We start from the raw sequence: 24,671 nt of genomic DNA on the forward strand, positions 1-24,671 counted from the left end.
GCCGGTGGTGTTGCATTTCTCGAGCGCGGCGATGGTAAAGGCGGGATAGAGCGTGTCGCCGCAATAGACCGGGGCGAGAAACCGCGACGATTGCGCGACAAAGCCGATCAGCGCCTCGCCCATCTGATGCGCCAGCGGCGCCGCGCCGATCGCGGCCTGGATGAGCGTCTGGTATCCATGCGCCATGAGATCACGATGCCCCAGCCGTTGCAGGTAGGCGCGATCGTAGTGGATCGGGTGGTTGTCGCCGCTGGCGGCCTGAAAGGCGGCAAAGACGCCCTCGGTCATGGTGCGCGAGGGCGCGCGGAACACCTCGCCAACCCGGAAATCGTCGAAAGGGCGGGTCGGATGGGTCTGGTGGATGTTCGGATCGAAGCTCATGGTCATCTCGCGGGGTTGGGACCATCAAGGGTCTTGCACGGGCCGTGGCGGCGGGGTAGAGACCGCGCGCGGGGTCGTTAGCTCAGTTGGTAGAGCGCTTCGTTTACACCGAAGATGTCGGGAGTTCGAGTCTCTCACGACCCACCAGAAAACAGACGAAAATTCCGAATCTGCGAAATGCGGCCCGGTAGCTGAACCCGAAGCGGCGGGGAAGCGGCGGGGGTGTGGCCGGCGCGGTCACATTCGCACATGACGCACCGGCCGGAGTCGATGGGATCACTTCAGGATCGAGCGCCCGGCATATTGCGCGGTTTCGGCGAGGGTTTCCTCGATCCGGATCAACTGGTTGTATTTCGCCAGCCGGTCGGAGCGCGCGAGGCTGCCGGTCTTGATCTGTCCGCAATTGGTGGCGACGGCGAGATCCGCGATGGTGGCGTCCTCGGTCTCGCCCGAACGGTGCGACATCACGTTGGTGAACCCTGCGCGATGGGCCATATCGACCGCGCGCAGCGTTTCGGTCAGCGTGCCGATCTGGTTGACCTTGACCAGCATCGAATTGGCACAGCCGCGTTCGATGCCCATGGCCAGCCGGTCAGGGTTGGTCACGAAAAGGTCGTCGCCGACAAGCTGCACCTTGCCGCCCAGCGCGTCGGTGAGCGCGCGCCAGCCGTCCCAGTCATCCTCGGCGCAGCCGTCCTCGATCGAGATGATCGGATAATCAGCGCAGAGCGCGGCAAGGTAGGCGACATTCTCATCGGGCGAGAGGGTCTTGCCCTCGCCTGTCATCGCGTATTTTCCATCCTTGAAATACTCGGTCGCGGCGCAATCGAGGGCGAGGTGGATGTCGTCGCCGGGCTTGTAGCCCGCCTTCTCGATCGAACGCAGGATGAAATCGAGCGCGTCGCGGGTCGACGAGAGGTTGGGCGCGAATCCGCCCTCGTCACCGACACCCGTGGCGAGACCGGCGGCGGAGAGTTCCTTCTTGAGGATGTGGAACACCTCGGCGCCCATGCGTACCGCGTCGCGGATGGTGGGGGCGCTCACCGGCATGATCATGAATTCCTGGATGTCGATCGGGTTGTCGGCATGTTCGCCGCCATTGATGATGTTCATCATCGGCACCGGCAGAACGCGCGCCGAGGTGCCCCCGACATAGCGGTAAAGCGGCTGGGTGGTGAAATCGGCCGCCGCCTTGGCACAGGCGAGGCTGGCGCCGAGAATCGCGTTGGCACCGAGCCGCGCCTTGTTGGGGGTGCCGTCAAGCTCGATCAATCCCATGTCGATCGACACCTGTTCGGTGGCGTCCATTCCGACCAGTTCCTCGGCGATCTCGCCGTTGACGGCGGCGCAGGCTTCGAGCACGCCTTTTCCGGCGTAACGCGTCTTGTCGCCGTCGCGGCGTTCCACCGCTTCATGCGCCCCGGTCGAGGCGCCCGAAGGCACGGCGGCGCGGCCCATGGTGCCGTCTTCGAGGATCACGTCGACCTCGATCGTGGGGTTGCCACGGCTATCGAGGATTTCACGGGCGTGGATGTCGATGATGGTGCTCATGTGGCCAATGTCCCTTGCTGAAATTGCGCGGAAACCGCGCCTTTGCGGCGGCTTTTACCGGGCAGGGGACACAAGGGAAAGGGGCGCGCGCGGTGTTTGCGCAAACGCGCGTGCCTTGGGGTGTGGTCGCGCGCCTGATCGGGTTTGCCCCGCCCCATGGGCGGGCGCTGCCCCATGTTCAGAACCAGGTGGACCCGGTCAGGGTCAGGCGAGCATCGCCAGCGGATTCTCGATCTGCTCTGTGATCACCTGCAAAAGCTCTGCCCCGAGCGCGCCGTCGATGACCCGGTGATCGACCGAGAGCGTGACGCTCATGACCGTGGCCGTGGTCAGTTCGCCATCCTTGCCGACCACCGGCTTTTTAACCCCGGCGCCCACGGCAAGGATCGCGCCGTGCGGCGGGTTGATCACCGCGTCGAAATTGTCGATGCCGAACATGCCCAGGTTGGAAATGGCGAAACTGCCGCCCTGGTATTCATGCGGCGCCAGTTTGCGGTCGCGAGCGCGGGTGGCGAGATCCTTCATCTCGGCCGAAAGGGCGGAGAGCGATTTCTTCTCGGCGTCCTGAATGACAGGGGTAAAGAGCCCGCCCTCGATCGCCACGGCGACGGCCACGTCGGAGGGTTCGAGTTTCAGGATACGGTCGCCCGCCCAGACGGCATTGGCGTCGGGCACGGCCTGAAGCGCGTTGGCGCAGGCCTTGATGATGAAATCATTGACGCTGAGCTTCACGCCGCGGCTTTCCAGCCCCGCGTTCATCTCGCTGCGCAGTTTCAGCAGCGCATCGACCCTTATGTCGCGGCGCAGGTAGAAATGCGGGATGGTCTGTTTCGCCTCGGTGAGGCGCGCGGCGATGGTGCGGCGCATCCCGTCGAGCTTGATTTCCTCGAACGCGCGGGTCTCGTACATCTTGAGCACGGTTTCGGTGGCCGGGCCGGTGGGCATGGCCGTTGCGGCCTGTGCCGGGGCCTTGGTTTCGGCGCGCGCGTCGGGTGCGGGCTTGTCGGCTGGTCTGGCGGCCTCGACATCGGCCTTGACGATCCGGCCCTTGGGGCCGGAGCCCTCGATCTCACGCAGGTCAAGCCCCTTGTCGGCGGCGATGCGCCGCGCGAGTGGCGAGGCAAAGATGCGCTTGCCGTCCTGCTCGGGGGCAGGGGGGGCGGGTGTCGCCTTGCCCGCCGGCTCTTGCGATTCTTTCGCGGGCTTGTCGGAAGCGGCCTCTTTCCCGCTTTCCTCTTCCTTGTCGTCTTTTACCTCGTCGTCTTTTGTCTCTTTGGCGGGCGCGCGTTTGCCGGACCCGGCGTCGATGTCATCGGCGCTTTCGCCCTCTTCGAGAAGCACGGCGATGGCGGTGTTGACCTTCACGCCCTCGGTGCCTTCCTCGATGAGGATCTTGCCGATGACGCCTTCATCGACGGCTTCGAATTCCATCGTCGCCTTGTCGGTCTCGATCTCGGCGAGAAGGTCACCGGCGGACACCGGGTCACCCTCCTTGACCAGCCATTTGGCAAGCGTGCCCTCTTCCATCGTGGGGCTGAGCGCGGGCATGAGAATCTCGGTGGGCATCGCGTCTCTCCTTACCGGTAGGTCACTTGGCGGACCGCTTCGATCACTTCGTCGGTCGAGGTCAGGGCCAGTCTTTCGAGGTTCGCGGCATAGGGCATGGGCACGTCCTTGCCGGTGACGTTGAGCACCGGCGCGTCGAGATAGTCGAAAGCGTGGGTCATGATGTAGGCCGAGAGGTGATTGCCGATGGAGCCCACCGGCCAGCCCTCTTCGACGGTGACGCAGCGGTTGGTTTTCATCACGCTTGCGATCACCGTGTCATAGTCGAGCGGGCGCAGGGTGCGCAGGTCGATCACCTCGGCCTCGATCCCGTTTTCGGCCAGCTTTTCAGCGGCTTCAAGCGCGTAGCTCATGCCGATGCCGAAGCTCACGATGGTCACGTCCGCGCCCTCGCGCCAGATCCGGGCCTTGCCGAAGGGGACCGTGAAATCCTCCATCACCGGCACGTCAAAGCTGCGCCCGTAGAGGATCTCGTTTTCGAGGAACACAACCGGGTTCGGATCGCGGATCGCGGTCTTCATCAGGCCCTTATAGTCGGAGGCGGAATAGGGCATCACGACCCGCAGGCCGGGCACTTGCGCATACCATGCCGCGTAATCCTGGCTGTGCTGGGCGGCGACGCGGGCGGCCGCACCGTTGGGGCCGCGAAAGACGATCGGCGCGCCCATCTGACCGCCGGACATGTAGAGCGTCTTGGCGGCGGAGTTGATGATCTGGTCGATCGCCTGCATCGCGAAATTCCAGGTCATGAATTCGACGACCGGGCGCAACCCGCCGAAGGCGGCACCGACGCCAATGCCGGCAAAGCCATGTTCGGTGATCGGGGTGTCGATCACGCGCTTGGCGCCGAATTCATCCAGCAACCCCTGGGAAATCTTGTAGGCGCCCTGGTACTCGGCCACCTCTTCGCCCATCAGGAACACGCTGTCGTCGCGGCGCATTTCCTCGGCCATGGCGTCGCGCAGCGCCTCGCGCACGGTCTGCTGGCGTGTCTCGGTGCCCTCGGGCCAGTCGGGTTCCGCCGTCGCAGCCCGTGGGTCGGGGCCGTCGGGCGCGGCGGCGCGGGCGGCTTTCACATCCTGCTTGGCGCTGTCGTCCTCGTCCTCGCTTTTTTCGTCCTCGTCGTCGTCCCTGGCCGGGGCCTCGGATTTGCCCGCATCCTCGGGGACGTCCTCGCCCTCTTCAACCAGCACGGCGATGGCGGTGTTGACCTTCACGCCCTCGGTGCCCTCCTCGACGAGGATCTTGCCGATCACCCCTTCATCGACGGCTTCGAATTCCATCGTCGCCTTGTCGGTTTCGATCTCGGCCATGATGTCACCGGATTTCACGGTGTCGCCCTCTTTCACCAGCCACTTGGCGAGCGTGCCTTCCTCCATGGTGGGGCTGAGGGCGGGCATGAGAATTTCGGTTGCCATTGTCGTGTTCTCCTTGGTCCCGGTCGCTCAGGCGTTTTGCGGCGTCTCGGTGGCGTAGATGTCGGTCCAGAGCTCCTCGATGGCGGGCTCGGGGCTTTCGCGGGCGAAATCGGCGGCGTCGTTGATGATCTGCTTGATCTCCTTGTCGATCGCCTTGAGATCATCCTCGCTCGCATGTTTGCCCGAGAGCAGAAGCTCGCGCACATGCTCGATCGCGTCGGATTTCTCGCGCACTTTCTGGACCTCTTCGCGGGTGCGGTATTTCGCGGGGTCCGACATCGAATGGCCGCGATAGCGATAGGTCATCACTTCGAGGATGTAGGGCCCCTTGCCCGACCGGGCGTGCTCCACCGCCTTTTGTCCCGCGTCACGCACGGCGAGCACGTCCATGCCGTCAACCGTCTCGCCGGGGATGCCGAAAGCCTCGCCGCGGGTGTGGATGTCCTTGGACGAGGTCGAGCGGGTCTGCGAGGTACCCATGGCATACTTGTTGTTCTCGATCACGAAGACCACCGGCAGATCCCAGAGCGCGGCCATGTTGAAGGTCTCGTAAACCTGGCCCTGGTTGGCGGCGCCGTCGCCGAAATAGGTGAAACAGACATGATCATTGTCGCGATACTTGTTGACAAAGGCCAGCCCCGCGCCCAGCGGCACGTTGGCGCCGACGATGCCATGGCCGCCATAGAATTCCTTTTCCTTGGAAAACATGTGCATCGAGCCGCCCTTGCCCTTGGAATAGCCGCCCTCGCGCCCGGTGAGCTCGGCCATGACGCCCTTGGGGTCCATGCCGCAAGCGAGCATGTGGCCATGATCGCGATAGGTGGTGATGCGCTGATCGCCCTCTTTCGCGGTGGCTTCGAGTCCGACGACCACGGCTTCCTGGCCTATATAGAGGTGACAGAAGCCGCCGATCAGGCCCATGCCGTAAAGCTGCCCGGCCTTTTCCTCGAATCGCCGGATGAGCAGCATGTCGCGGTAAAATCCCTTGAGCTCGTCGGCGGACACATTGGGTTTCCTGGTACTTTTTCGGGCGGCCATCGGTCGCGTCCTCCTTCGCGCAGAGAATAGTTTAACGTTGAACTATCAGCGTCAATTCATAACATGGGAGTCCGGTTCTGGCGAGTATGAATTTGCCGCGCGGTCCGTTTGCGCGCAGATCCTCTGCCCTGCCCGGGAGCCTCACGTGTCGTCGGCGTCCTTGAGGCGGCTTTCGACCAGAAGGCCCTCCTCGTCGAGAATCGGATAGGCGACCGAGACCAGGTGGGCGCCGACGCGCTTGAGATCGCGCAGCATGTCGAGATGCAGCGATGATGTCTGAAGGCTCTCGGGATGTCCCTTGCGCAGGCGCCGGAAGTGACGCTCGGCAGACTGGCGCTCCACCTGCCGGATGCGCACCTTGGTCTCGATGAGTTGCCGGGCCAGCCGTTCGTCGCGGCTCATGAAGATGGTCTGGGCGACCTGCATCGTGTCCAGTGTCATCAGGAAAAGGGAATCGAGCTCGCGATAGCCTTCCTCGGAAAACCGCAGTCCCAGCTCGATCTTGCGATCCACCTGCACGGCAAGGCCCTTTTCGATGATGTCACCGGCATGTTCGAGATTGATGATATAGTCGAGAACGGTGATGATGCGGCGCTTGTCGCGCTTGGAGGCGCCGGGCCCCAGGCGCGAGAGGTAAAGCTTGACCTGCTGTTGCAGGCGGTCGACCCGCTCCTCCAGCCGCGTGATCTCGGCCAGGGGCGCGGGGTCGTTTTCGCGAAAGGCGGTCATGATCAGCCGCATCATCCGCTCCACCGTGTCGCCCAGCGCCAGCGCCTCGCGGCTGGCTCCGGCCAGGGCCACTTCCGGGCGATCGAGCGCCGCCTCGTCGAGCCAGCGCGGCCCGTCGCCTTCATGGGCTGGCGGATCGGGAAGGACGAGCGGGAGCGCACTTGCGATCCGCCCCGCGACCGGCCAGATGACCACCGCCAGCGCGATGTTAAAGGTCAGGTGCGCCGCGACGGGCAGGCCGGCGGGCACAAGGTTCAGCCCCTCCAGCCAGGGGCCGATCTGCCCGGCCAGCGGCAGCGCGACGAGGCAGCCCAATCCGCGCACCAGAAGGTTGCCCAGCGTCACCCGTCGCGCGGCCGGCGGCGCCGCCAGTGTGGCAAGGACCGGCGGCACGGCGCCGCCGAAATTGGCGCCCAGCACCAGCACCACCGCCAGCGCCGGGGCAAGGCCGCCCGTGGACCCCAGCGACAGGACCAGCATCACCACCGCCAGCGATGACGAGAACACCACCGCCAGCGCCGCGGCCACGCCAAAGGCCACCGGCCAGGCATTGTCCAGTAGCCCCAGGAACGCCAGCAGTTCCGCCGAGTCGCGCAGCGGCGCCGTGGCCTGGCCCAGCAAGGTCAGCGACAGCAGGACGAGGCCGATGCCGATCAGCGCCTGCCCGGTGCCGGAAACGGCAGCACGCGCCTGCCGCCGCAACACGTAGCCCAGCAAGAGCAGCAGCGGCGAAAGCGCCTCGATCCCGGCGCTGACGATCCAGGCGGTCAGCGCGGTGCCCAGGTTGGCGCCCAGCAGCGCCACCTGCGCCCGTCCGGGGCGGATCATGCCCCGCTCGACGAAATCCGAGCTCATCAGCGCGGTCGCGGTCGAGGATTGCAGCCCCAGCGTCGCGACCAGCCCCGAGACAAAGGCGCGCGGAGAGGTTCGCGTACCCTGGCTGAGCGCCAGTTTCAGGTGCAGACCGAAGCCTTCGGTCACGCCGTCCCGCACCAGCCGCAACCCGAAGAGCAGCAGTGCCACCGCGCCACCGACCGCGACCAGGATTGCCAGAGACTGCACCCATACCTCCCTTGCCGAGCTGAACTGTCATATTGCTGTTACATTCGGTCGGGGCGAATGGTGAAGTCAACCGACCGACCGGTCGCCTTGCCTGCGCAATCCTGTGGATCAGCGGATCACGATCTCGTCGGCGCGGATGTAGCCCAGGACCGAGCGCGCCTGTTCGTCGAGCAGGTCGATGTCGAGATAGGTATCCGAAAGCCGGCGCGTGAGGTTCTCCATCCGCGCGACCTGGCTGTCGAGTGTCTCGAGACGCTTTTCAAGATCGGACGCCTCGGCCTGGATCTCGGCCCGGCGGAACAACCCGTAATCCCCCTGCACGGCGGCAAAGGTGAAATAGAGCCCGAGCGCGAACGCCACCGTGTAATAGGCAATGCCGCCCAGCGCGGGCCGGTATCCGGTAAATCTGCGCATTGCCATGTCTTGCCTGTTCCCGTTCACTGGCTGCTCTGCCCGTTGTCCGGACCATCCTGCCCGTAACACAAGGGAAACAGTGCCACAGGCGATTCGGATTGTGAATCCCTCTTTTGCGAGACCGCGCAATTTGCGAGGATCGGAGCGAAGGGAGAGACCGCAATGACACATTCCCCGCCGATCGGCACGCTTGCGACCCACGAGGTGATGAACCAGCCACCGGCCCGCGATGCGGGTGATCTCTGGGCGTCGGATCCGATCCTGTGCCACTACGCGGGGGCGAACGGTGCCGATCAGGCGGCGCTCTCGGCCTATGGCGCCCGGATGGGCAGCGCGGAGATGCGCGAGGCCGGGCGCGAGGCCAACCGCGTGCCGCCGGTTCTGGAGAGTTTCGACCGCGCGGGGCGGCGGCTTGACGAGGTAAAATTCCATCCCGCCTATCACGACCTGATGACGGCGGGGTTGCAGGCGGGGTTCGCGGCGGCACCCTGGGAAGAGCAGGTCCCGGCCGGTCACACCGCCCATGCCGCGATGTGCTACATGACAAGCCAGGTCGAGCCGGGCGTGACCTGCCCGATGGTGATGACCTATGCCGCCGTTCCCGCGCTCGAGGCCGATCCGGCGCTGGCGGCGGAATGGGTGCCCAAGCTGATCGCGCGCGATTACGACACCGCCCGCGCGCCCGTGGCCGAGAAGCGCGCGGTGACGCTGGGCATGGCAATGACCGAGAAACAGGGCGGATCGGACGTGCGCGCCAACACCACGCAAGCCGTGCGCTCGGGCGATCATTACCGCCTCAGCGGGCATAAATGGTTCTGCTCGGCGCCGATGTCCGACGGGTTCCTGACGCTGGCGCAGGCCGAGGGGGGCCTGACCTGCTTTCTCGTGCCGCGCTGGCTCGATGGCGAGCGTAACCCGATCCACGTGATGCGATTGAAGGACAAGCTCGGCAACCGGGCCAACGCGTCGTCGGAGATCGAGTATCACGATACGCTGGCCTTCCGGCTGGGCGACGAGGGCCAGGGGGTCAAGACCATCATCGAGATGGTGCATCACACGCGGCTTTCCACCTCGGTCGCACCGGCGGGGCTGATGCGCGGGGCGCTGGCCGAAGCAAAATACTGGGTCGAGGGTCGCAGCGCGTTCCAGCGTCGCCTGATCGACCAGCCGATGATGCGCGCCGTTCTCGCCGACCTGGCGCTCGATCTCGAGGGCACCACGGCACTGGCCTTCCGCGTGGCGCGGGCGTTCGACGCGGGCACGATTGAGGAACGCGCCTTTTCGCGGATCGCGGTGGCGCTGGCCAAGTTCCTTGGCAACAAGCTGGCCCCGAACGTGATCTACGAGGCGATGGAGTGCCTCGGCGGCATGGGTTATGTCGAGGAGACGCCGATGCCGATGCTGTTCCGCGAAAGCCCGCTCAACTCGATCTGGGAAGGGTCGGGCAACGTGATCTGCCTTGACGTGATGCGCGCGCTGGCGCGGGACGAGGCGGCGCGCGAGGCGCTGATGGCGGAACTCTCGGGTATCCGGGGCGAGAACCCGGCCTATGACGCCGCGCTGGCCGCGCATCTCGACCGCTGGCCCGGGCTGCCCGACGAGGCGCAGGCGCGCTGGTTCACCGAAAGCCTGGCCTCGCTTCTGACCGCGTGCGTTCTGATCCGGGAGGCCCCCGCAGCAGTGGCCGACGGTTACGCCGCGACGCGGCTGGGCCGCCCCCGGGGGCGGGTTTACGGGGCGGTTTCGGGACTTGATACACAGGCGATCCTGGAGCGGCTGGGATGAACCTCGCGACCTTCGGCGATTATGCCGCCCGCACCCGCGAGAGTTTTGCCCGCCAGCCCGCGATGCGCGCGATGGGGATTTCGATCGACGATATCGCCCCGGGCGAGGTCTGGCTGTCGATGCCGTTCAACCCCGATTTCACCCAGCAACACGGATTCATGCATGCGGGGGCGATCGTCTCGGGGCTGGACACCGCCGCCGGGTTCGCGGCCTTTACCCTGATGCCCGAAGAGGCCGGGGTGCTCACCGTGGAACTCAAGACCTCGCTGATGCGGCCGGGCAAGGGGCAGCAGTTCAACTTTCACGCGCGGGTTCTGAAACCGGGGCGGACGATCCTCTTTACCGAGGCCGTGGCGACCGCGATCGACGTCGAACGAGAGCACGAGATTGCCCGGCTCACCGCCACGATGATGGCGGTGCAGGGGCGCGACGACGTGAAGGGGTGAAGGTGCCGCCCGGGACGCACGCAGGTGAAGGGCCGTTGCACCGACCCGGCGCGCGCGCTATCCCGGCGCAAAGCTGAAGCAATCGGGAGAGCCAGATGAGCCGCGCATTCGTATTTCCGGGGCAGGGAGCACAGACAATCGGCATGGGCCGCGCGCTGGCCGATGCCTATCCTGCCGCCCGGGCCGTGTTCGACGAGGTCGATGACGCGCTGGGCGAGGCACTCAGCGCGCTGACATGGGAGGGCGATCAGGATGCCCTGACCCTGACGCAGAACGCACAGCCCGCGCTGATGGCGACATCGCTGGCGGCTATGCGCGCGCTGGAGGCCGAGGGCGTGAAGGTCACGGACGCCGCTTTCGTGGCGGGGCATTCGCTGGGCGAGTATTCGGCGCTGGCCGCTGCGGGCGCGCTGAGCGTGGCCGACACGGCGCGGCTCTTGCGGATACGCGGGCGGGCGATGCAGGAGGCTGTGCCGGTGGGCGTGGGCGCGATGGCGGCCCTTCTGGGGCTGGATTTCGAGACCGCGAAATCGGTGGCCGAGGAGGCCGCGCAGGGCGAGGTGTGCCAGGCCGCCAATGACAACGACCCCGCCCAGGTGGTGGTGTCGGGGCACAAGGCCGCGGTGGAACGCGCGGTCGAGATCGCCAAGGCGCGCGGCGCGAAACGGGCGGTCCTGTTGCCGGTCAGCGCGCCGTTTCACTGTGCGCTGATGCAGCCCGCGGCGGATGCGATGCAGGCGGCGCTGGCCGAGGTCGAGATCGCCGCGCCATCGGTGCCGGTGGTGGCCAATGTGCGCGCATCACCGGTCAGCGAACCGGCCGAGATCAAGGCATTGCTGGTCGAACAGGTCACCGGGTCGGTGCGCTGGCGCGAGTCGGTGGCCTTCATGGGTGGTGCCGGCGTGCGCGAGATCTGGGAGATCGGCGCGGGCAAGGCGCTCTCGGGCATGATCCGGCGGATCGACCGCGAGATCGCGACCCGGGCCGTGGGCACGCCCGACGAGGTGAAGGCGGCGGCGGAGAGCCTGAACGGCTGAGCCGGGCCACGAAAGTTGAATTTTCTTGTCGAGTTCCGTTGAAAGGAACCCGGCGCTGGAAAGAAAGGATGAGGCATGTTCGATCTGACGGGAAAATGCGCGCTGGTCACCGGCGCGTCGGGGGGGATCGGCGGAGCGATCGCCCGCGCATTGCACGGGGCGGGGGCCACGGTGGGCCTGTCGGGCACGCGCGAGTCGCCGCTGCAGGAATTGGCCGGGGACCTGGGCGAGCGGGCGCATGTGTTGCCCTGCAACCTGTCCGATCCGCAGGCGGTCGAGGCGTTGCCGAAAGAGGCACAGGCGGCCATGGGATCGGTGGATATCCTGGTCAACAACGCCGGCATCACCCGCGACCAGATCTTCATGCGCATGTCGGACGAGGAATGGCAGTCGGTCATCGACGTGAACCTGACCGCGACGATGCGCCTCTGCCGCGGCGTGATGCGCCCGATGATGAAGGCGCGCTGGGGCCGGATCGTCAACATCTCGTCCATTGTGGGCGCGACGGGCAACCCCGGGCAGGTCAACTATGCCGCGTCCAAGGCGGGCATGGTGGGGATGACGAAATCCATCGCCTACGAAGTGGCAAGCCGCGGCGTCACCGCCAACGCGGTTGCGCCCGGTTTCATCGCCACGGCCATGACCGAGGGGCTGAGCGACGATCAGAAATCGGCGATCAACGCCAGGATCCCGGCCGCGCGCATGGGCACACCCGAGGAGATCGCGGCGGCGGTCCTCTACCTTGCCAGCCCAGAGGCGGGCTATGTCACCGGCGCGACCCTGCATGTGAATGGCGGGATGGCGATGCTCTGAGCCGGGGCGAACATCCGTTCAGACCCGAGAACAAGGGCGCGCGGGCGAGGGCCAGCGCGCCCTTTTTGCCACCAGAGCGCAAGCCGGCGGAAAAAATCATGGGCGGATCGAATCACCTGTAGTAGAATCAGTGCACCAAAACAAAAAACGAACGAGGCAGAGCATGGGACGAAAGGCAGGATTCGCCGATCAGACGGTATATGCGGCGATGGCAAGCGGGATCGCGGATGGCGTGATGCCAGGTATCAGGGACATCTCCAAGGCATCCGGCGTGTCGATCGGGTCGCTCTATCACAGGTTCGGCTCCTACGAAGGGCTCCTGGCCGAGACCTGGGCCTGGTCGGAAGGGGCCTATCTGCAGGGCGTGATCTCGCATATTCATAACACGCGGGGCGTGCGGGGCGGGTTGCGCGCTGCACTTTACATGCCGCGGTTCGCCCGCCGGGAGAGTGCCTCCGCACCGGTCCTGGTCAGCGGCCAGCGCACGGTGTTGCGCCATGCGGCGCTGGCACAGGGCACGAGAACACGGGCGGCGGATATCCTTGGCGGGGCCGATGCGGCATTGACGGGATTTGCAGAAGGTTTCGGGCTGCGCCGCGACGAGGTCGAGCTTGCGCTGATCGAGTATCCGCGGACCGTGGTCGCGGTGCAATTGGGCGCTGACGGTCTCGACGGATCGGCAGACGCACTGGTGCGCGCGGCATTCTGGGCCACGATCAGCGTCCAGCAACAGCAAAGGGCCAAGGCCGCCTGAAACGGGTTGACCCGGCCGCACGCGAGACCGCGACGCGACCCGCGCCATGCCATGCGCGGGTGCTTCAATGAATTTGGTGGCTCAGGTCGAAAAGCCATCGTTTCCAACCGACAATCGGCTGCGCCAAACTCCGGCGAAATGATCGGAGAAGGTGCAGCTGATGCAGGTAGGATTCATCGGGCTTGGAAATGTTGGCGGCAAGCTGGCGGGCAGTGTGCTTCGCAACGGTATTGACCTGACCGTTTTCGATATCGACGCCGGTTCCATGGCAAGCTTTGTCGCCCGCGGCGCAAAGGCGGCGCGCGACCCGGCCGATCTCATGCGTGGGTGCGATATCGTGATCACCTGCCTGCCCTCGCCGGCCGCATCGGCCGCCGTGGTCGAGGCGATGTTGCCGGAGATCGACGAGACCAAGATCTGGCTGGAAATGTCGACCACCGACGCCACCGAGATCAAGCGGCTGGCCGCGCTCGTGGCCGAGCGTGGCGGGGTCGCGGTGGAATGCCCGGTCTCGGGCGGGTGCCACCGGGCGGACACGGCCAACATCTCGATCTTCGCGGGCTGCGACCGCGCCACGTTCGAACGCGTGCTGCCGCTCCTGACCACGCTCGGGCGGCGGGTGCTGCATACCGGGGAGCTCGGGACCGCTTCGGTCCTCAAGGTGATGACCAACTATCTGGCCACGGCGAACCTGCTGACCTGCTGCGAGGCGCTGGTGACGATGAAGGCCGCGGGCATGGACATGAACACCGCCTACGAGGCGATGAAGATCAGTTCGGGCACCTCCTTCGTGCATGAGACCGAAAGCCAGATCATCCTCAACGGGTCGCGCGACATCTCGTTCACCATGGACCTGGTGAAAAAGGATGTCGGCCTGTTCCAGAGCCTTGCCGAGCAAGCCGGCGTGCCGTTGGAGATCAGCCCGCTCTTGCTGAGCATTTTCGAGGATGGAATCGCGCGCTACGGTGATCGTGAACTGTCGCCGAACATCATCCGCCGCCTCGAAGATGCGACCGGGTTGCAGATCAGCGCACCCGGCTTTCCCGCCGAGATGGTCGACGACGAGCCGGAGGAGCCGGGATACGAGGTGATCCCGACCGGGCTGTCAAAGCCGCTTCTGGCGACGTGACGCGGGGGGAGAAGTGATGATGACACCTCCCGCTTGAAACGCACACCCACCAACAGAAGGATTGAGATGAGATGACGGACCCCGCGGTGGAGCTTCGGGATAATGGCATGTTGGTCGCCCTGCCGGGCGGCATGGCCTATTTCAACTACTACTGGCTCAGGGATGCGAGCCTCGACTGTTTCGACCCGCAAACGCTGGAACGGGTTTTCGACTGTTCCGCCCTTCCGACGCCGCCGCGCGCAAGGTCGGCGCGGGTGGAAGGCGAGATGCTGGTGATCGAATGGCAGGCCGAGGACCAGGTGAGCCAGGTTCCGCTCTCGCTGCTGCGCGAGGTGCAGGAGACCGGACGCCCGGCCGATCCGGCGGCCTTGCCGCGCAAGCTCTGGTATGGCGATCACCTGCCCGAGATCCTGCGTATCCCGCAACAGGCGGTTCTGACATCCGACACAGGCCGCGCCGCGCTCACCCGCGCGCTGATCGAGGAGGGGATCGCCTTCGTCACCGACATGGCCGAGGATGACGAGAGCCTCCCGCGCCTCGTGAACGCCATCGGGCCGATCACCCCGTCGGCCGAGGGCCTGTTCTTTGACGTCCGGGTCGAGATCGCGCCCACCAATCTCGCCTTTACCGCCGGGCCCCTGGAAATGCACACCGACCTGCCGGGCGAGGAAACCGCCCCGGGCTTGCAGTTCCTGCATTGCATGGCCAACACGGTCGAGGGCGGGCTGTCGCTCTTTCTCGACGGGGCGGCGGCGGCCATGGCGCTCAAGGCCGAGGACCCCGAGGCGTTCGCGCTCCTGGCGGGCCATGACATCCCGTTCTTCTATCGGCACGACAACTGGGATTACCGCGCCCATCAGCGCGTGATCGAGACCGATGTCGATGGCGAGGTAACGGGTGTCACCATCTCGCAGCATCTTCAGGATTTCATGGATCTGCCCCAGGACCTGCTGGACCGCTATTACCCGGCCCTTGTCCGGTTCATCCGCATGATGCAGGAAGACCGTTTTGTCATCCGCTACCGATCGCAGCCCGGCACCTGCGTGGTGTTCGACAACCATCGCATCGTGCATGGCCGCGAAGGCTATGTTGCCGAGAGCGGCCTGCGGCACCTGCGCGGCTGCTACACGGATCGCGGCGCGCTGCGCAGCACCTACCGTGTGCTTGCCCGGCGCGGCTTCACCGGGGCCGAGGCCGACAGGGTGGTGGCTTGAAGCAGAACGCAAAGGCCTGAAGATGCGCCGCGTCGGGGGTGGTCCCCGGCGCGGTGCGCTTTGCGTGACAAGGCATCCTTCGGCCGGGTCGTTGCCCTGCGGAACCATCCCGGGACAGTGATCGGGAAACAGGATCGCACGCGGGCAGCGCGCGCTGCGTTTACCCGATTCCGGCCCGTTTGCGCCGCACCGCGGCGGTGCACGCCCGGCAGCCGGGGGGCAGCCGGGGATCACCCCCCTGATTTCATGGCGCAAGACCGTGTTAACCCCACCGTGCGCTGCAAATGGGGTTTCACCCGTTCCTGCGAACACGCTATGCGTTGGCAACACGGCCCACGCCTCCGCTTGCATGAAGGACATCGCATGACCCAGCTGCCCCATGTCATCTGGCTGCGCGCCTTCGAAGCGGCGGCCCGGCACAGTTCGTTCACCGCGGCCGCGGACGAGCTGGCCCTGACCCCGGCGGCGGTGAGCCAGCAAATAAGGCTTTTGGAACAGCATCTTAACGTGCGGCTCTTCCATCGTCTGCCGCGTGGGGTCGAGCTGACCGATATCGGTCAGGCCTATGCGCAGCCGATCCGAAAATCCTTTCGCGACATGCAATCGGCGACCGACGGATTGTTCCAGGTGCCACGTCGCAAGACCCTGCGCGTGCGTGCCTCGATCTCGTACGGGGCGCTGGTGCTGGCGCCGCAGTTGATCGCCTTCCGCGCGCTCAACCCCGATATCGACATCCAGCTATCCACCGCCGTCTGGTCCGACCGCATGGACGACACAGCGATCGACGTGGACATTCGCCACGGCACCGGCGACTGGCCGGAAAGCCGGATCTGGCCGCTCGGCTCGGAATGGGGCGGCGTGGTGTGCCACCCTGATTTCGCCGCCTCCTTCGAGGGTGGTCCGACCATTGCGGCGCTTGCGGCTTCCGACGTGGTTCAGGTGACCGGCTCCGAGGGCGATTGGGATCGGCTTTCGGCGCGGTTCGATCTCGACCTGCCGGCTCCGGCGCAACGATTCAAGGCGGACTCGTCTCTGATGGCACTTCAAATGCTGGCCAGCGGCCAAGGCTGCGCGATCATCATGCGCCGTTTTGCACAACGGTACCTTGATCAGGGGTTGCTGGTGTCGCCGCTGCCCTATGAATTGCCGATGGACAAGGGATTTTACCTCGTGGCGCGGGAAGACACCAAACGCTCGGCCGAGATCGAGCGGTTCCGCGCGTGGTTGACGGCGACGGTCGAGGTCGGTCAATAGCGGTTGGTTCAGGGCGCGCGCCTGGCGATCGAGCGGCGTTCCAAGGCTTTTCAGGCTGCGAAATCGAAGCTGTCGGCGCGGGCGCGATCCCAGTATTTGGCAAAGGCGGGATGACTGACTTCGCCCGCGCGCAACGCACCAGGCTCAAGCCACAGATACTGGCTTGCGGCCGAGCGCACCTCGCGGCTGTTGACCCGGATCATCAGGTGATGCGGCGTAAAGTCCTGCGGGGCGTGCAGGCCCGAAGATTCCACGGCCTCTTTCAGCGCAATCATGGTGTTCCGGTGGAAATTTGCCACGCGCTGATACTTGTCCGCAACGACCAGCGCACGGTAGCGGCCCGGATCCTGTGTGGTCACACCCGTGGGGCATTTTCCGGAATGGCACACCTGCGCCTGGATGCAACCCACGGCGAACATGAAACCACGCGCCATATTGCATCCATCAGCGCCGAGCGCGAACATCCGGCACAGGTCGAAAGCACTGATCAGTTTGCCCGACACGATGAGCTTGATCCGGTCGCGCAAGCCCATGCCCACGAGCGTATTATGCACCAGCATCAATCCCTCGCGGATGGGCGCGCCCTTGTGGTCGGCAAACTCGGCCGGTGCCGCCCCGGTGCCGCCTTCGGCCCCGTCGATGGTGATGAAATCAGGGGTGATGCCGGTCGAGTCAAAGGCCTTGGTCATGGCAAAGAATTCCCACGGGTGACCGACACAGAGCTTGAGGCCGACGGGCTTTCCGCCCGACAGTTCTCGTAGCCGGGCGATGAAGGCACAAAGTTCCTCGGGTGTGGTGAATTCCGAATGGCCCGGTGGGCTGATGCAATCCTCGCCCACGACGACTCCGCGTGCCTCGGCGATGGCTTCTGTGACCTTGGCGCCCGGTAGGATGCCCCCATGGCCGGGCTTGGCGCCCTGGCTCAGCTTGACCTCGATCATCTTGACCTGATCGTCCGCAGCCGTTTCGGCAAACTTCTCAGGGTTGAAGGCCCCGTCGGGCGTGCGGCACCCGAAATAACCCGAACCGATCTGCCAGATCAGATCGCCTCCATGCTTGCGGTGAAAGCGCGAGATCGAGCCTTCGCCAGTGGTGTGTGCGAACCCGCCGAGTCTCGCCCCCCAATTTAGCGATTCAATCGCATGAGGCGAAAGCGCGCCATAGGACATGCCCGAGATGTTGAGCGGCGAGGCTTCATAGGGTTGTTTGCAATCCGGCCCACCGACCGCCACCCGGAAATCATGGCTGTCGAGATGCGTGGGGGCCATGGAATGGTTGATCCACTCGTGCCCGATCTCGTTGACGTTGCGAAGTGTCCCGAACGGGCGCAGCCCCTCGATTCCCTTGGCGCGGCGATAGACAAGTGCGCGCTGTTCGCGTGAATAGGGTGTCTCTTCGTGGTCGCTCTCCAGGAAATACTGGCGGATCTCGGGGCGGAAATGCTCGAACAGGAAACGCAGTCGCGCCGAGATCGGATAGTTCTTGAGCACCGCGCGCCGGGTCTGGAACAGGTCGTGAAGACCAACAGCCGAGACGATACCCGCAAGCCCCGCAACCAGACCGCCCCAGAATGGCAGCCAGCCCGCGACGAGCAGACCAGAAAGCGTCAAGGCCAGAAAGGCAATGAGCGGTATGTAACGCAATGGCCTCCTCCCAGGCTGGCGATCGCGAGATGACGCAATGTCATCCGTATGCGGACAGGCTGGCGCTTTTTGGCATTCGGATCAACCCTGGTGATCCGGCCCCCGGGCTGGCCTGGTCGTCGCGCAGAGGGATGTCTTGGCGCAGTTGGCGGCCACTCATGCGGAGACTTGAAAGCGTTTGCGTTCGTGTTTTCATATGCTATAGGCGGCGCAGATTCACTTTGTGTCTCCGTTCAAACGGGGGCGGATCAGGTTCGTTTCGACCCTTCCGGAAGGTGGGGGAGAGACGGAGCTGGACAGTTCCGACAGCGGGACACCATGGAACCGACGACCCCGAGGGGCGAGGGCAAGAACCGGGCCGAGTGGCCCTGAACTTATGAGGACTATGACATGAGCGACGTCGCTGACCGCGTGAAGAAAATCGTTGTGGAGCACCTCGGTGTGGAAGAAGACAAGGTTGTCGAGAACGCTTCGTTCATTGACGATCTGGGCGCGGACAGCCTCGACACGGTCGAGCTGGTCATGGCCTTCGAGGAAGAGTTCGGCATCGAGATTCCGGATGATGCCGCCGAGACCATCCAGACCTTTGGCGACGCGGTGAAGTTCATCTCCGACGCCGCCTGATCCGTTATTCGGACAGAATGACATCATGCGCCCCCGCCGGTTCGGCGGGGGCGTTTTCGTTGGCGTCCGCCCGGAAACCGGACCGGCGGGCGGATTCGGACGGCAATCTGTCGATTCGAAGCGAGTCGCAGAATATGGTAAGAGTTAGGATCTGGCGAAGCCTGCATGCTGAGGCACCAAACCCGAGGACTCGACAATGATCATTTACCCCACGATGGAACTCAAGGGCGGCAAATGCGTCACGCTGCACCGCGGGCGCCTCGAAGAGCCGGCCATTTACCATGTCGATCCGGTCGAGACCGCCATCGCCTGGGCCGGAGCGGGAGCGGAGTGGATCCATGTTACCGATTTCGACGCGGTGGCGGGCAGTGGCAACAATGATGCGCTGATCGAAAAGATCATTCTGCGCGCCCGAGTCCCAGTGCAATTGGCGGGGGGCTTCAGGTCGCGCGAGCGTGTCGAAAGCTGGATCGACCGTGGCGCGGGTCGGATCGTGCTGGGAACGCTGCCAACGCGTGATCCCGATACGGTCAAGTTCCTGGCGGATCGCTATCCGGACCAGATCGTTGTGGCACTCGATATCCATCAGGGAAAGCTGATGACAGATGGCTGGACCACGCCTTCCGCGATCGCGCCCGAGGATTTCCTGGCATCGTACGCGAACAGTCCGCTGGCCGGGGTGCTGATCACCGATATCGACAGTGATATCGACGAACCGGATGCGAGCCTGGGTGTACTGACCGGGCTGGCCGGACAGACGCGCCACCCGGTTATTGCAAGCGGGATCGTGCGCGAAATCGACGATATCTCGCGCCTTAAATACGTGCCCAACATCTCCGGTGCGCTGGTTGGACGGGCTCTGTTCGCGCGCGATGTCGACTTGACCGAAGCGCTCGAAATCGCGCGGCCGGAACCCGGCGAAGTGGCAAGGTTCATCTGACGGACGGGTGGCGAAATCCGCCAAGCTCCGGCCGTGGCTCTTGCCGAGATTGTTCAAGCCGCGTAAACAGCGGCGAAAGAAATCCGTTTGGGGAAGGGCATTCTCATGCGTCGAGTGGTTGTCACTGGATTGGGGCTTGTTACCCCGCTGGCGTCTGGAGTCGAGGAAAGCTGGAGTCGTATTCTGGATGGGCAATCCGGGGCGGGCAAGATTACCTCTTTCGACACGTCGCGTGTGACGACCGATTATGCCTGTGAGGTCCGGCATGGCGATGGCAATGATGGGACATTCAACGCCGATGCCCATTGCGACGTCAAGGAGCGGCGCAAGATCGACGATTTCATCCTTTACGGCATTGCCGCCGCCGATCAGGCGGTCAGGGATGCGAACTGGATGCCCCAGGACGAAGAGGCCCGCCTGCGTACCGGCGTGATGATCGGTTCAGGTATCGGTGGGTTGAAGAGCATCGAGGCGACAACCCTTCTGATGGCAGAAAAGGGGCCGCGGCGGGTCTCGCCCTTCTTCATTCCGGGCGCTTTGATCAACCTGATCTCTGGGCAGGTGAGCATCCGCTACGGGTTCAAGGGGCCGAACCATGCGGTGGTGACGGCCTGTTCGACCGGCGCGCATGCGATCGGTGATGCCGCGCGGCTGATCAAATACGGGGATGCCGATGTGATGATTGCAGGCGGGGCCGAGGCGGCAATTTGCGAGATCGGGATTGCCGGGTTCAACGCCTGCAAGGCGCTTTCGACCAAGCGCAGCGACGACCCCGAGGCGGCGAGCCGCCCCTATGATGCCGATCGCGACGGGTTCGTGATGGGCGAGGGGGCGGGCGTGGTCGTGCTCGAGGAATACGAACACGCCAAAGCGCGCGGCGCCACGATCTATGCTGAGGTTGCTGGCTACGGGCTTTCGGGCGATGCCTATCACATCACCGCTCCCAGCGAGGATGGCGATGGCGGATTCCGGTCGATGACTGCGGCGCTCAGGGATTCAGGGCTGGAACCGGCTGCGCTCGATTATATCAATGCGCATGGCACATCGACGATGGCCGACGTGATCGAACTGGCCGCGGTCGAGCGACTGTTGGGTGATGCGGCGGGCAAGGTCACGATGTCCTCGACCAAGTCGATGACCGGGCACCTGTTGGGTGCGGCCGGCGCGATCGAGGCCATCTTCTCGATTCTGGCGATTCGTGATCAGGTGGCGCCGCCCACCATCAACCTCGACAATCCGGCGGTTGAAACCCCGATTGACCTGGCCCCGAACGCCAAGCGCCCGCGCGAGGTGAACGTGGCGCTGTCAAACAGCTTCGGGTTTGGTGGTACCAATGCCAGCGTGATATTCAGAAAGGTCTGATCCATGTGGCGACACATCGCCTCGAACGCGATTACGCTGTTGATCGTGGGCGCCTTCCTTCTGGGCGGTGTGATCTTGTGGGGTCAGAACCAGTATGTGTCCGAAGGGCCATTGGAAGAGCCGGTTTGCTTGCGAGTCGAGCCGGGTAGCAATGTCACTCGCGTTTCGCGTGCCTTAGAGGAAGAGGGTGCAGTCTCCTCCGGCACGATCTTTCGCCTCGGCATGGATTACGCCGACAAGGCATCGCAGCTCAAGGCGGGCAGCTTTCTGGTGCCCGCCGGTTCATCGATGGCCGAGATCGCGGATATCATAACCCGCAGCGGGGCGTCGACCTGTGGCACCGAGGTGGTCTATCGGATCGGGGTGACGCGGTCGACAGTACAGGTGCGCGAATTGGATCCCGTGACCAGCCGGTTCGAGGAAAAGACCAGTTTCGAGCCGTCGTCAGACGAGCCACCGGCGTCATATGCCGAGATCCGGGAACGCGCCGATACGCGCTATCGCGTGGCATTGGCTGAAGGTGTCACTAGCTGGCATGTCGTCAATGCGCTGGCTCAGATCGATGTGCTCGAGGGTACGATCGACGAGATGCCGGCAGAGGGCAGCCTTGCGCCAGACAGTTACGATGTGCAAGTCGGCGATGCACGCCCTGATCTTATCGCGCGGATGACGGCCGCGCAGGAGGCGATCCTGACAGAGGCGTGGCAGAACCGGGCCGAAGGATTGCCGATCGATACGCCGGAAGAAGCCTTGATCCTGGCGTCGATCATCGAGAAGGAGACCGGGGTGCCCGACGAGCGCCGCCAAGTGGCGAGCGTGTTCATCAACCGGCTCAACCGCGGCATGCGGCTTCAGACTGATCCGACCGTGATTTATGGTATAACCAACGGGCAGAACATTCTGGACCGCGGCTTGCGACAAAGCGAATTGCGCGGTGAGACGCCTTGGAACACATATGTAATCGACGGGTTGCCGCCGACGCCGATCGCCAATCCGGGCCGGGCGAGCATCGAGGCTGCCTTGAACCCTGACGATACGAGCTATGTCTTTTTCGTCGCTGATGGCACGGGTGGCCATGCCTTTGCAGAGACGCTGGAAGAGCACAACGAGAATGTCCGCAGGTGGCGTGAGATAGAAGCGCAGCGCAATTCGGACTGATTTATAGGCGCGGGCTTGTCGTTGCGTGGACGGTGCGATTCTGCCGGGGCATCATTTTCGAAGGTCCGGTTGATATGCCCCTGGTCAGCCTCCGAGTTTCCGGGTGCGAGCGTTGACCACAAGATTATTGCGCAGATTCAATTGCTTGTCCCATGATTTGCGATTGTCATGCCGCTGTTGCATCATCGAATTATCTCTTGGGCGACAACCCGATATCGTGGGGCTTGCAGGGTTTCTTCCACGATATATAGTAAACGCAATGACGGGGGCGGATGGCAACGCCCGCAGGGGTCGGGCGGTAAGGACATGGATGGAGACTTCAGAAGTGATTTCGTAAGGCAACCTGGCGCACTCAAGCAGTTTCCGGCCTTGGTGCTGAATGCCGACTATCGTCCCTTGTCCTATTACCCGCTGAGTCTTTGGCCGTGGCAGGAAGCGGTCAAGGCGGCCTGGCTGGATCGGGTGGATATCGTTGCGGAATACGACCACGTGGTCCGATCCCCCAGTACAGAGATAAGGGTGCCCTCGGTCGTGGTTCTGAAGGATTATGTCAGACCAAGGAAGCGCGTGGCCTTCACGCGCTTCAATCTTTTTCTGCGGGACGAATTCCGCTGTCAGTATTGCGGGGCGAAGGGTGACTTGACCTTTGATCACGTCGTGCCGCGCGCGGCCGGGGGCGTGACCAGTTGGCAGAACGTGGTCGCTGCATGCAGCAGTTGCAATCTCAAGAAAGGGTCGAAAAGCCTGCGCGAGGCGCGGATGAGTCTGCAAAAGCCACCCCGTATGCCTGGTGCCGAGGAATTGCGCAACCTGGGCCGCAAATTCCCGCCCGGCCATCTGCATGACAGTTGGCTGGATTTTCTTTACTGGGACGCGGAACTGGACGCCTGACCCCAGCCAGTTGGTGAGGGGGCCTGGTCAATCGATTTCCACCTCGTCGTCGTCATCGGCAGTCCTGAGACTGATTTCCCCGGCCATTTCGAGTGCACGGATTGCGCCGACCAGTTCGTTCATCGCCGCTTCGCCCTCTTTCGGCTTTACGCGACCGACCTCGCCGATTTCTTCTCGCAAGGTTTCGGCCATGCGTTTGGGGATATTGCCAAGAATGAACTCGGCCGTGGTGGCGAGGTCATCCTCCGCCGCCAGTGCATGAGCAAGCGCAATGATGAGACGGGGTTGTTCGATCTCCCGCACGGCCCTTGGAATGTCGGCCGGCGCGACGCGCGCGGAAATATGAGCGAAGGTGAAGATCGCCTTGCGCAGCTTTTGCGAGAATTCGGCATCATCTTCGTCCAGTCCGGTAAGCACCTGGTTCCGCGTATCGGCAGGTGAGATATTGAGAATGGCGCCCAACCGTTCTACCGGATCCTCATCAAAGGCGAGGTCAGGCCGGATCTGGAATTCGGCGGCAAGCGACAAGCCGATGCGATCGACGGTATCGGGCCTGACACTCCCGGTAAGGGTGATCGCATGGGTAATGCGGCGCGCATGTGCCCCGGGCAAGCGATGAAGCAGCTCGGCGGCCTTGGCCACGGGAAGTTTCGACAGGAGAATGGCGGAGACTTCCGTGCTCTCGCGAATGAGAATGGGCAGCAGTGCGTCGGCTTCCTGTGCCCGGATAAGCGCCCATGGATCACCGATCTGGCGCACTCCGGCCTCTTTGCGCAGGCGCGCCGCGGTTTGGGGTGATATGCGCCCGTCGAGTGCGGTGAGCGCCCCGGCCAAATCACCCGGAAAGATCAGCCCCATCCGGTCGAGCTCGTCTGCAAATTCGGTGATCACTGCGGCTAGCGTGTCGCGATCGACATAGCGCATGGCGCCGATTTGCTGTGTAAGAGCCAATTGCAGGTTGTCAGGCAGAGCGTCGATCGGAATGTCCGCGCCCTCCTGTATCAGGAAACGGACAATTATCGCGGCCTTTTGTCGTCGTGTCAGCGCGGTGACGCTCGACCCCATGTCCTGTGAATGTTGCGACGCGATACCAGGTCCATTTGCGGCCTTTGGTGGAGTGAGCGGCGTCAGATCTGTCGTCGGCATGGCACGGTCCGGTAAAATCGCTTCACGGACAGGCTACCGGTTGACCCGTTAACAAACGCTGAACTGAAACAGGCTGAGCGACACTCAAAGCCCAATTGCAATGTCATGTACCGGGGTGCCGGATCGTCGATTGCCGCGTCCTGTCAGCTTGTCGTCTGCGGAACGCAGCTTCCTGTTTCAGGGTTGTAGACCGAGCCTTCGGCACAGGTCATGGCCTTGTCATGATCGCGCGAACACATGGCCGACGCGAGGCCCGGCGCAAGAACTAGCGCGACGACGGCGAGTGTGAGTTTCTTTTGCATGCTGACTTCCTTTC

At 64.1% G+C, this 24,671-nt stretch carries 23 protein-coding genes and 1 tRNA gene; 14 read left to right on the top strand and 10 right to left on the bottom strand.

The genetic code is table 11. The features are described from left to right. Positions 1-381, bottom strand: a 381-nt coding sequence (locus tag ACESL9_RS08870) for a MaoC family dehydratase (protein ID WP_372674731.1), incomplete at its 3' end; no start/stop codon positions are given. 71 nt (positions 382-452) lie between these two features. Between ACESL9_RS08870 and ACESL9_RS08875 the strand changes: the two genes are divergently transcribed. After that, positions 453-528 (top strand) — tRNA-Val (locus ACESL9_RS08875). A 129-nt stretch (positions 529-657) separates the two neighbouring features. Here ACESL9_RS08875 and eno read toward each other — a convergent pair. The 6 genes from eno to ACESL9_RS08905 all read right to left on the bottom strand — a co-directional run bounded on the left by eno (position 658) and on the right by ACESL9_RS08905 (position 8,159). Beyond that, the gene (gene eno / locus ACESL9_RS08880; RefSeq protein WP_372612084.1) at positions 658-1,932 is read right to left on the bottom strand and encodes a phosphopyruvate hydratase; all 1,275 of its coding nucleotides are present in this window, start codon (positions 1,930-1,932) and stop codon (positions 658-660) included. A gap of 204 nt (positions 1,933-2,136) precedes the next feature. Then, the gene (locus tag ACESL9_RS08885; RefSeq protein ID WP_372612086.1) at positions 2,137-3,498 is read right to left on the bottom strand and encodes a pyruvate dehydrogenase complex dihydrolipoamide acetyltransferase; all 1,362 of its coding nucleotides are present in this window, start codon (positions 3,496-3,498) and stop codon (positions 2,137-2,139) included. An 11-nt stretch (positions 3,499-3,509) separates the two neighbouring features. Then, positions 3,510-4,916: a pyruvate dehydrogenase complex E1 component subunit beta gene (locus tag ACESL9_RS08890; protein ID WP_372674732.1), complete on the bottom strand. Its 1,407-nt coding sequence runs from the start codon at positions 4,914-4,916 to the stop codon at positions 3,510-3,512. A 27-nt stretch (positions 4,917-4,943) separates the two neighbouring features. After that, positions 4,944-5,954, bottom strand: a complete 1,011-nt coding sequence (gene pdhA, locus ACESL9_RS08895; protein WP_372612090.1) for a pyruvate dehydrogenase (acetyl-transferring) E1 component subunit alpha — start codon at positions 5,952-5,954, stop codon at positions 4,944-4,946. A gap of 141 nt (positions 5,955-6,095) precedes the next feature. Then, positions 6,096-7,745, bottom strand: a complete 1,650-nt coding sequence (locus tag ACESL9_RS08900; RefSeq protein WP_372612092.1) for a Na/Pi cotransporter family protein — start codon at positions 7,743-7,745, stop codon at positions 6,096-6,098. A gap of 108 nt (positions 7,746-7,853) precedes the next feature. Beyond that, positions 7,854-8,159: an FtsB family cell division protein gene (locus ACESL9_RS08905; RefSeq protein WP_372612201.1), complete on the bottom strand. Its 306-nt coding sequence runs from the start codon at positions 8,157-8,159 to the stop codon at positions 7,854-7,856. 162 nt (positions 8,160-8,321) lie between these two features. Here ACESL9_RS08905 and ACESL9_RS08910 point away from each other — a divergent pair, with 162 nt between their 5' ends. The 8 genes from ACESL9_RS08910 to ACESL9_RS08945 all read left to right on the top strand — a co-directional run bounded on the left by ACESL9_RS08910 (position 8,322) and on the right by ACESL9_RS08945 (position 16,591). Beyond that, a complete protein-coding gene (locus tag ACESL9_RS08910) occupies positions 8,322-9,944 on the top strand; it encodes an acyl-CoA dehydrogenase family protein (RefSeq protein ID WP_372612094.1) in 1,623 nt (540 codons plus the stop codon). Further along, the gene (locus tag ACESL9_RS08915; protein ID WP_372674733.1) at positions 9,941-10,390 is read left to right on the top strand and encodes a PaaI family thioesterase; all 450 of its coding nucleotides are present in this window, start codon (positions 9,941-9,943) and stop codon (positions 10,388-10,390) included. Before ACESL9_RS08910 ends, ACESL9_RS08915 begins: the two co-directional genes overlap by 4 nt. A 95-nt stretch (positions 10,391-10,485) precedes the next feature. Continuing rightward, positions 10,486-11,427 (top strand): ACP S-malonyltransferase, encoded by a 942-nt coding sequence (gene fabD, locus ACESL9_RS08920; protein ID WP_372674734.1) that lies wholly within the window; start codon positions 10,486-10,488, stop codon positions 11,425-11,427. A 75-nt stretch (positions 11,428-11,502) separates the two neighbouring features. Further along, a complete protein-coding gene (gene fabG / locus ACESL9_RS08925; protein ID WP_372674735.1) occupies positions 11,503-12,240 on the top strand; it encodes a 3-oxoacyl-[acyl-carrier-protein] reductase in 738 nt (245 codons plus the stop codon). A 163-nt stretch (positions 12,241-12,403) separates the two neighbouring features. Beyond that, positions 12,404-12,994 (top strand): TetR/AcrR family transcriptional regulator, encoded by a 591-nt coding sequence (locus ACESL9_RS08930; protein WP_372612102.1) that lies wholly within the window; start codon positions 12,404-12,406, stop codon positions 12,992-12,994. A gap of 160 nt (positions 12,995-13,154) precedes the next feature. After that, a complete protein-coding gene (locus ACESL9_RS08935) occupies positions 13,155-14,123 on the top strand; it encodes an NAD(P)-dependent oxidoreductase (RefSeq protein WP_372612104.1) in 969 nt (322 codons plus the stop codon). A 71-nt stretch (positions 14,124-14,194) separates the two neighbouring features. Further along, the gene (locus tag ACESL9_RS08940; protein WP_372612106.1) at positions 14,195-15,337 is read left to right on the top strand and encodes a TauD/TfdA family dioxygenase; all 1,143 of its coding nucleotides are present in this window, start codon (positions 14,195-14,197) and stop codon (positions 15,335-15,337) included. 363 nt (positions 15,338-15,700) lie between these two features. Further along, on the top strand, positions 15,701-16,591 hold the full coding sequence (locus ACESL9_RS08945) for a LysR substrate-binding domain-containing protein (protein ID WP_372612108.1): 891 nt from the start codon (positions 15,701-15,703) through the stop codon (positions 16,589-16,591). A 50-nt stretch (positions 16,592-16,641) separates the two neighbouring features. On the opposite strand, the gene ACESL9_RS08950 is transcribed toward ACESL9_RS08945, so the two are convergent. Then, the gene (locus ACESL9_RS08950; protein ID WP_372674736.1) at positions 16,642-18,234 is read right to left on the bottom strand and encodes an FMN-binding glutamate synthase family protein; all 1,593 of its coding nucleotides are present in this window, start codon (positions 18,232-18,234) and stop codon (positions 16,642-16,644) included. Positions 18,235-18,624: 390 nt separating this feature from the next. Here ACESL9_RS08950 and ACESL9_RS08955 point away from each other — a divergent pair, with 390 nt between their 5' ends. The 5 genes from ACESL9_RS08955 (at position 18,625) to ACESL9_RS08975 (ending at position 23,209) form a co-directional block, all read left to right on the top strand. Further along, positions 18,625-18,858, top strand: coding sequence for an acyl carrier protein (locus ACESL9_RS08955; RefSeq protein WP_111362320.1), 234 nt, complete (start codon positions 18,625-18,627; stop codon positions 18,856-18,858). 196 nt (positions 18,859-19,054) lie between these two features. Then, the gene (locus ACESL9_RS08960; protein WP_372612112.1) at positions 19,055-19,798 is read left to right on the top strand and encodes a HisA/HisF-related TIM barrel protein; all 744 of its coding nucleotides are present in this window, start codon (positions 19,055-19,057) and stop codon (positions 19,796-19,798) included. 105 nt (positions 19,799-19,903) lie between these two features. Then, a complete protein-coding gene (gene fabF, locus ACESL9_RS08965; RefSeq protein WP_372612114.1) occupies positions 19,904-21,160 on the top strand; it encodes a beta-ketoacyl-ACP synthase II in 1,257 nt (418 codons plus the stop codon). Between the two features lie 3 nt (positions 21,161-21,163). Then, a complete protein-coding gene (mltG, locus tag ACESL9_RS08970) occupies positions 21,164-22,318 on the top strand; it encodes an endolytic transglycosylase MltG (protein ID WP_372612116.1) in 1,155 nt (384 codons plus the stop codon). A gap of 306 nt (positions 22,319-22,624) precedes the next feature. After that, the gene (locus ACESL9_RS08975) at positions 22,625-23,209 is read left to right on the top strand and encodes an HNH endonuclease (protein ID WP_372612203.1); all 585 of its coding nucleotides are present in this window, start codon (positions 22,625-22,627) and stop codon (positions 23,207-23,209) included. A gap of 27 nt (positions 23,210-23,236) precedes the next feature. Here the strand turns inward: ACESL9_RS08975 and ACESL9_RS08980 are convergent, their stop codons facing one another. After that, positions 23,237-24,355, bottom strand: a complete 1,119-nt coding sequence (locus ACESL9_RS08980; protein WP_372674737.1) for a flagellar motor switch protein FliG — start codon at positions 24,353-24,355, stop codon at positions 23,237-23,239. Positions 24,356-24,498: 143 nt separating this feature from the next. Then, positions 24,499-24,657, bottom strand: a complete 159-nt coding sequence (locus ACESL9_RS08985) for a carbohydrate-binding module family 14 protein (protein ID WP_372612120.1) — start codon at positions 24,655-24,657, stop codon at positions 24,499-24,501. Between the last annotated feature and the right edge of the window lie 14 nt (positions 24,658-24,671).

It is taken from the genome of Aquicoccus sp. (assembly GCF_041686535.1).
Taxonomy (GTDB): Bacteria; Pseudomonadota; Alphaproteobacteria; order Rhodobacterales; family Rhodobacteraceae; genus Aquicoccus.

Coding starts and splice junctions, on each gene's coding strand:
- ACESL9_RS08930 (WP_372612102.1), top strand. CDS start 12,404: ATGGGACGAAAGGCAGGATTCGCCGATCAGACGGTATATGCGGCGATG.
- ACESL9_RS08915 (WP_372674733.1), top strand. CDS start 9,941: ATGAACCTCGCGACCTTCGGCGATTATGCCGCCCGCACCCGCGAGAGT.
- fabG (WP_372674735.1), top strand. CDS start 11,503: ATGTTCGATCTGACGGGAAAATGCGCGCTGGTCACCGGCGCGTCGGGG.
- ACESL9_RS08940 (WP_372612106.1), top strand. CDS start 14,195: ATGACGGACCCCGCGGTGGAGCTTCGGGATAATGGCATGTTGGTCGCC.
- ACESL9_RS08935 (WP_372612104.1), top strand. CDS start 13,155: ATGCAGGTAGGATTCATCGGGCTTGGAAATGTTGGCGGCAAGCTGGCG.
- mltG (WP_372612116.1), top strand. CDS start 21,164: ATGTGGCGACACATCGCCTCGAACGCGATTACGCTGTTGATCGTGGGC.
- ACESL9_RS08890 (WP_372674732.1), bottom strand. CDS start 4,916: ATGGCAACCGAAATTCTCATGCCCGCCCTCAGCCCCACCATGGAGGAA.
- ACESL9_RS08960 (WP_372612112.1), top strand. CDS start 19,055: ATGATCATTTACCCCACGATGGAACTCAAGGGCGGCAAATGCGTCACG.
- ACESL9_RS08955 (WP_111362320.1), top strand. CDS start 18,625: ATGAGCGACGTCGCTGACCGCGTGAAGAAAATCGTTGTGGAGCACCTC.
- ACESL9_RS08905 (WP_372612201.1), bottom strand. CDS start 8,159: ATGCGCAGATTTACCGGATACCGGCCCGCGCTGGGCGGCATTGCCTAT.
- fabF (WP_372612114.1), top strand. CDS start 19,904: ATGCGTCGAGTGGTTGTCACTGGATTGGGGCTTGTTACCCCGCTGGCG.
- pdhA (WP_372612090.1), bottom strand. CDS start 5,954: ATGGCCGCCCGAAAAAGTACCAGGAAACCCAATGTGTCCGCCGACGAG.
- ACESL9_RS08985 (WP_372612120.1), bottom strand. CDS start 24,657: ATGCAAAAGAAACTCACACTCGCCGTCGTCGCGCTAGTTCTTGCGCCG.
- ACESL9_RS08885 (WP_372612086.1), bottom strand. CDS start 3,498: ATGCCCACCGAGATTCTCATGCCCGCGCTCAGCCCCACGATGGAAGAG.
- ACESL9_RS08910 (WP_372612094.1), top strand. CDS start 8,322: ATGACACATTCCCCGCCGATCGGCACGCTTGCGACCCACGAGGTGATG.
- ACESL9_RS08945 (WP_372612108.1), top strand. CDS start 15,701: ATGACCCAGCTGCCCCATGTCATCTGGCTGCGCGCCTTCGAAGCGGCG.
- eno (WP_372612084.1), bottom strand. CDS start 1,932: ATGAGCACCATCATCGACATCCACGCCCGTGAAATCCTCGATAGCCGT.
- fabD (WP_372674734.1), top strand. CDS start 10,486: ATGAGCCGCGCATTCGTATTTCCGGGGCAGGGAGCACAGACAATCGGC.
- ACESL9_RS08980 (WP_372674737.1), bottom strand. CDS start 24,355: ATGCCGACGACAGATCTGACGCCGCTCACTCCACCAAAGGCCGCAAAT.
- ACESL9_RS08975 (WP_372612203.1), top strand. CDS start 22,625: ATGGATGGAGACTTCAGAAGTGATTTCGTAAGGCAACCTGGCGCACTC.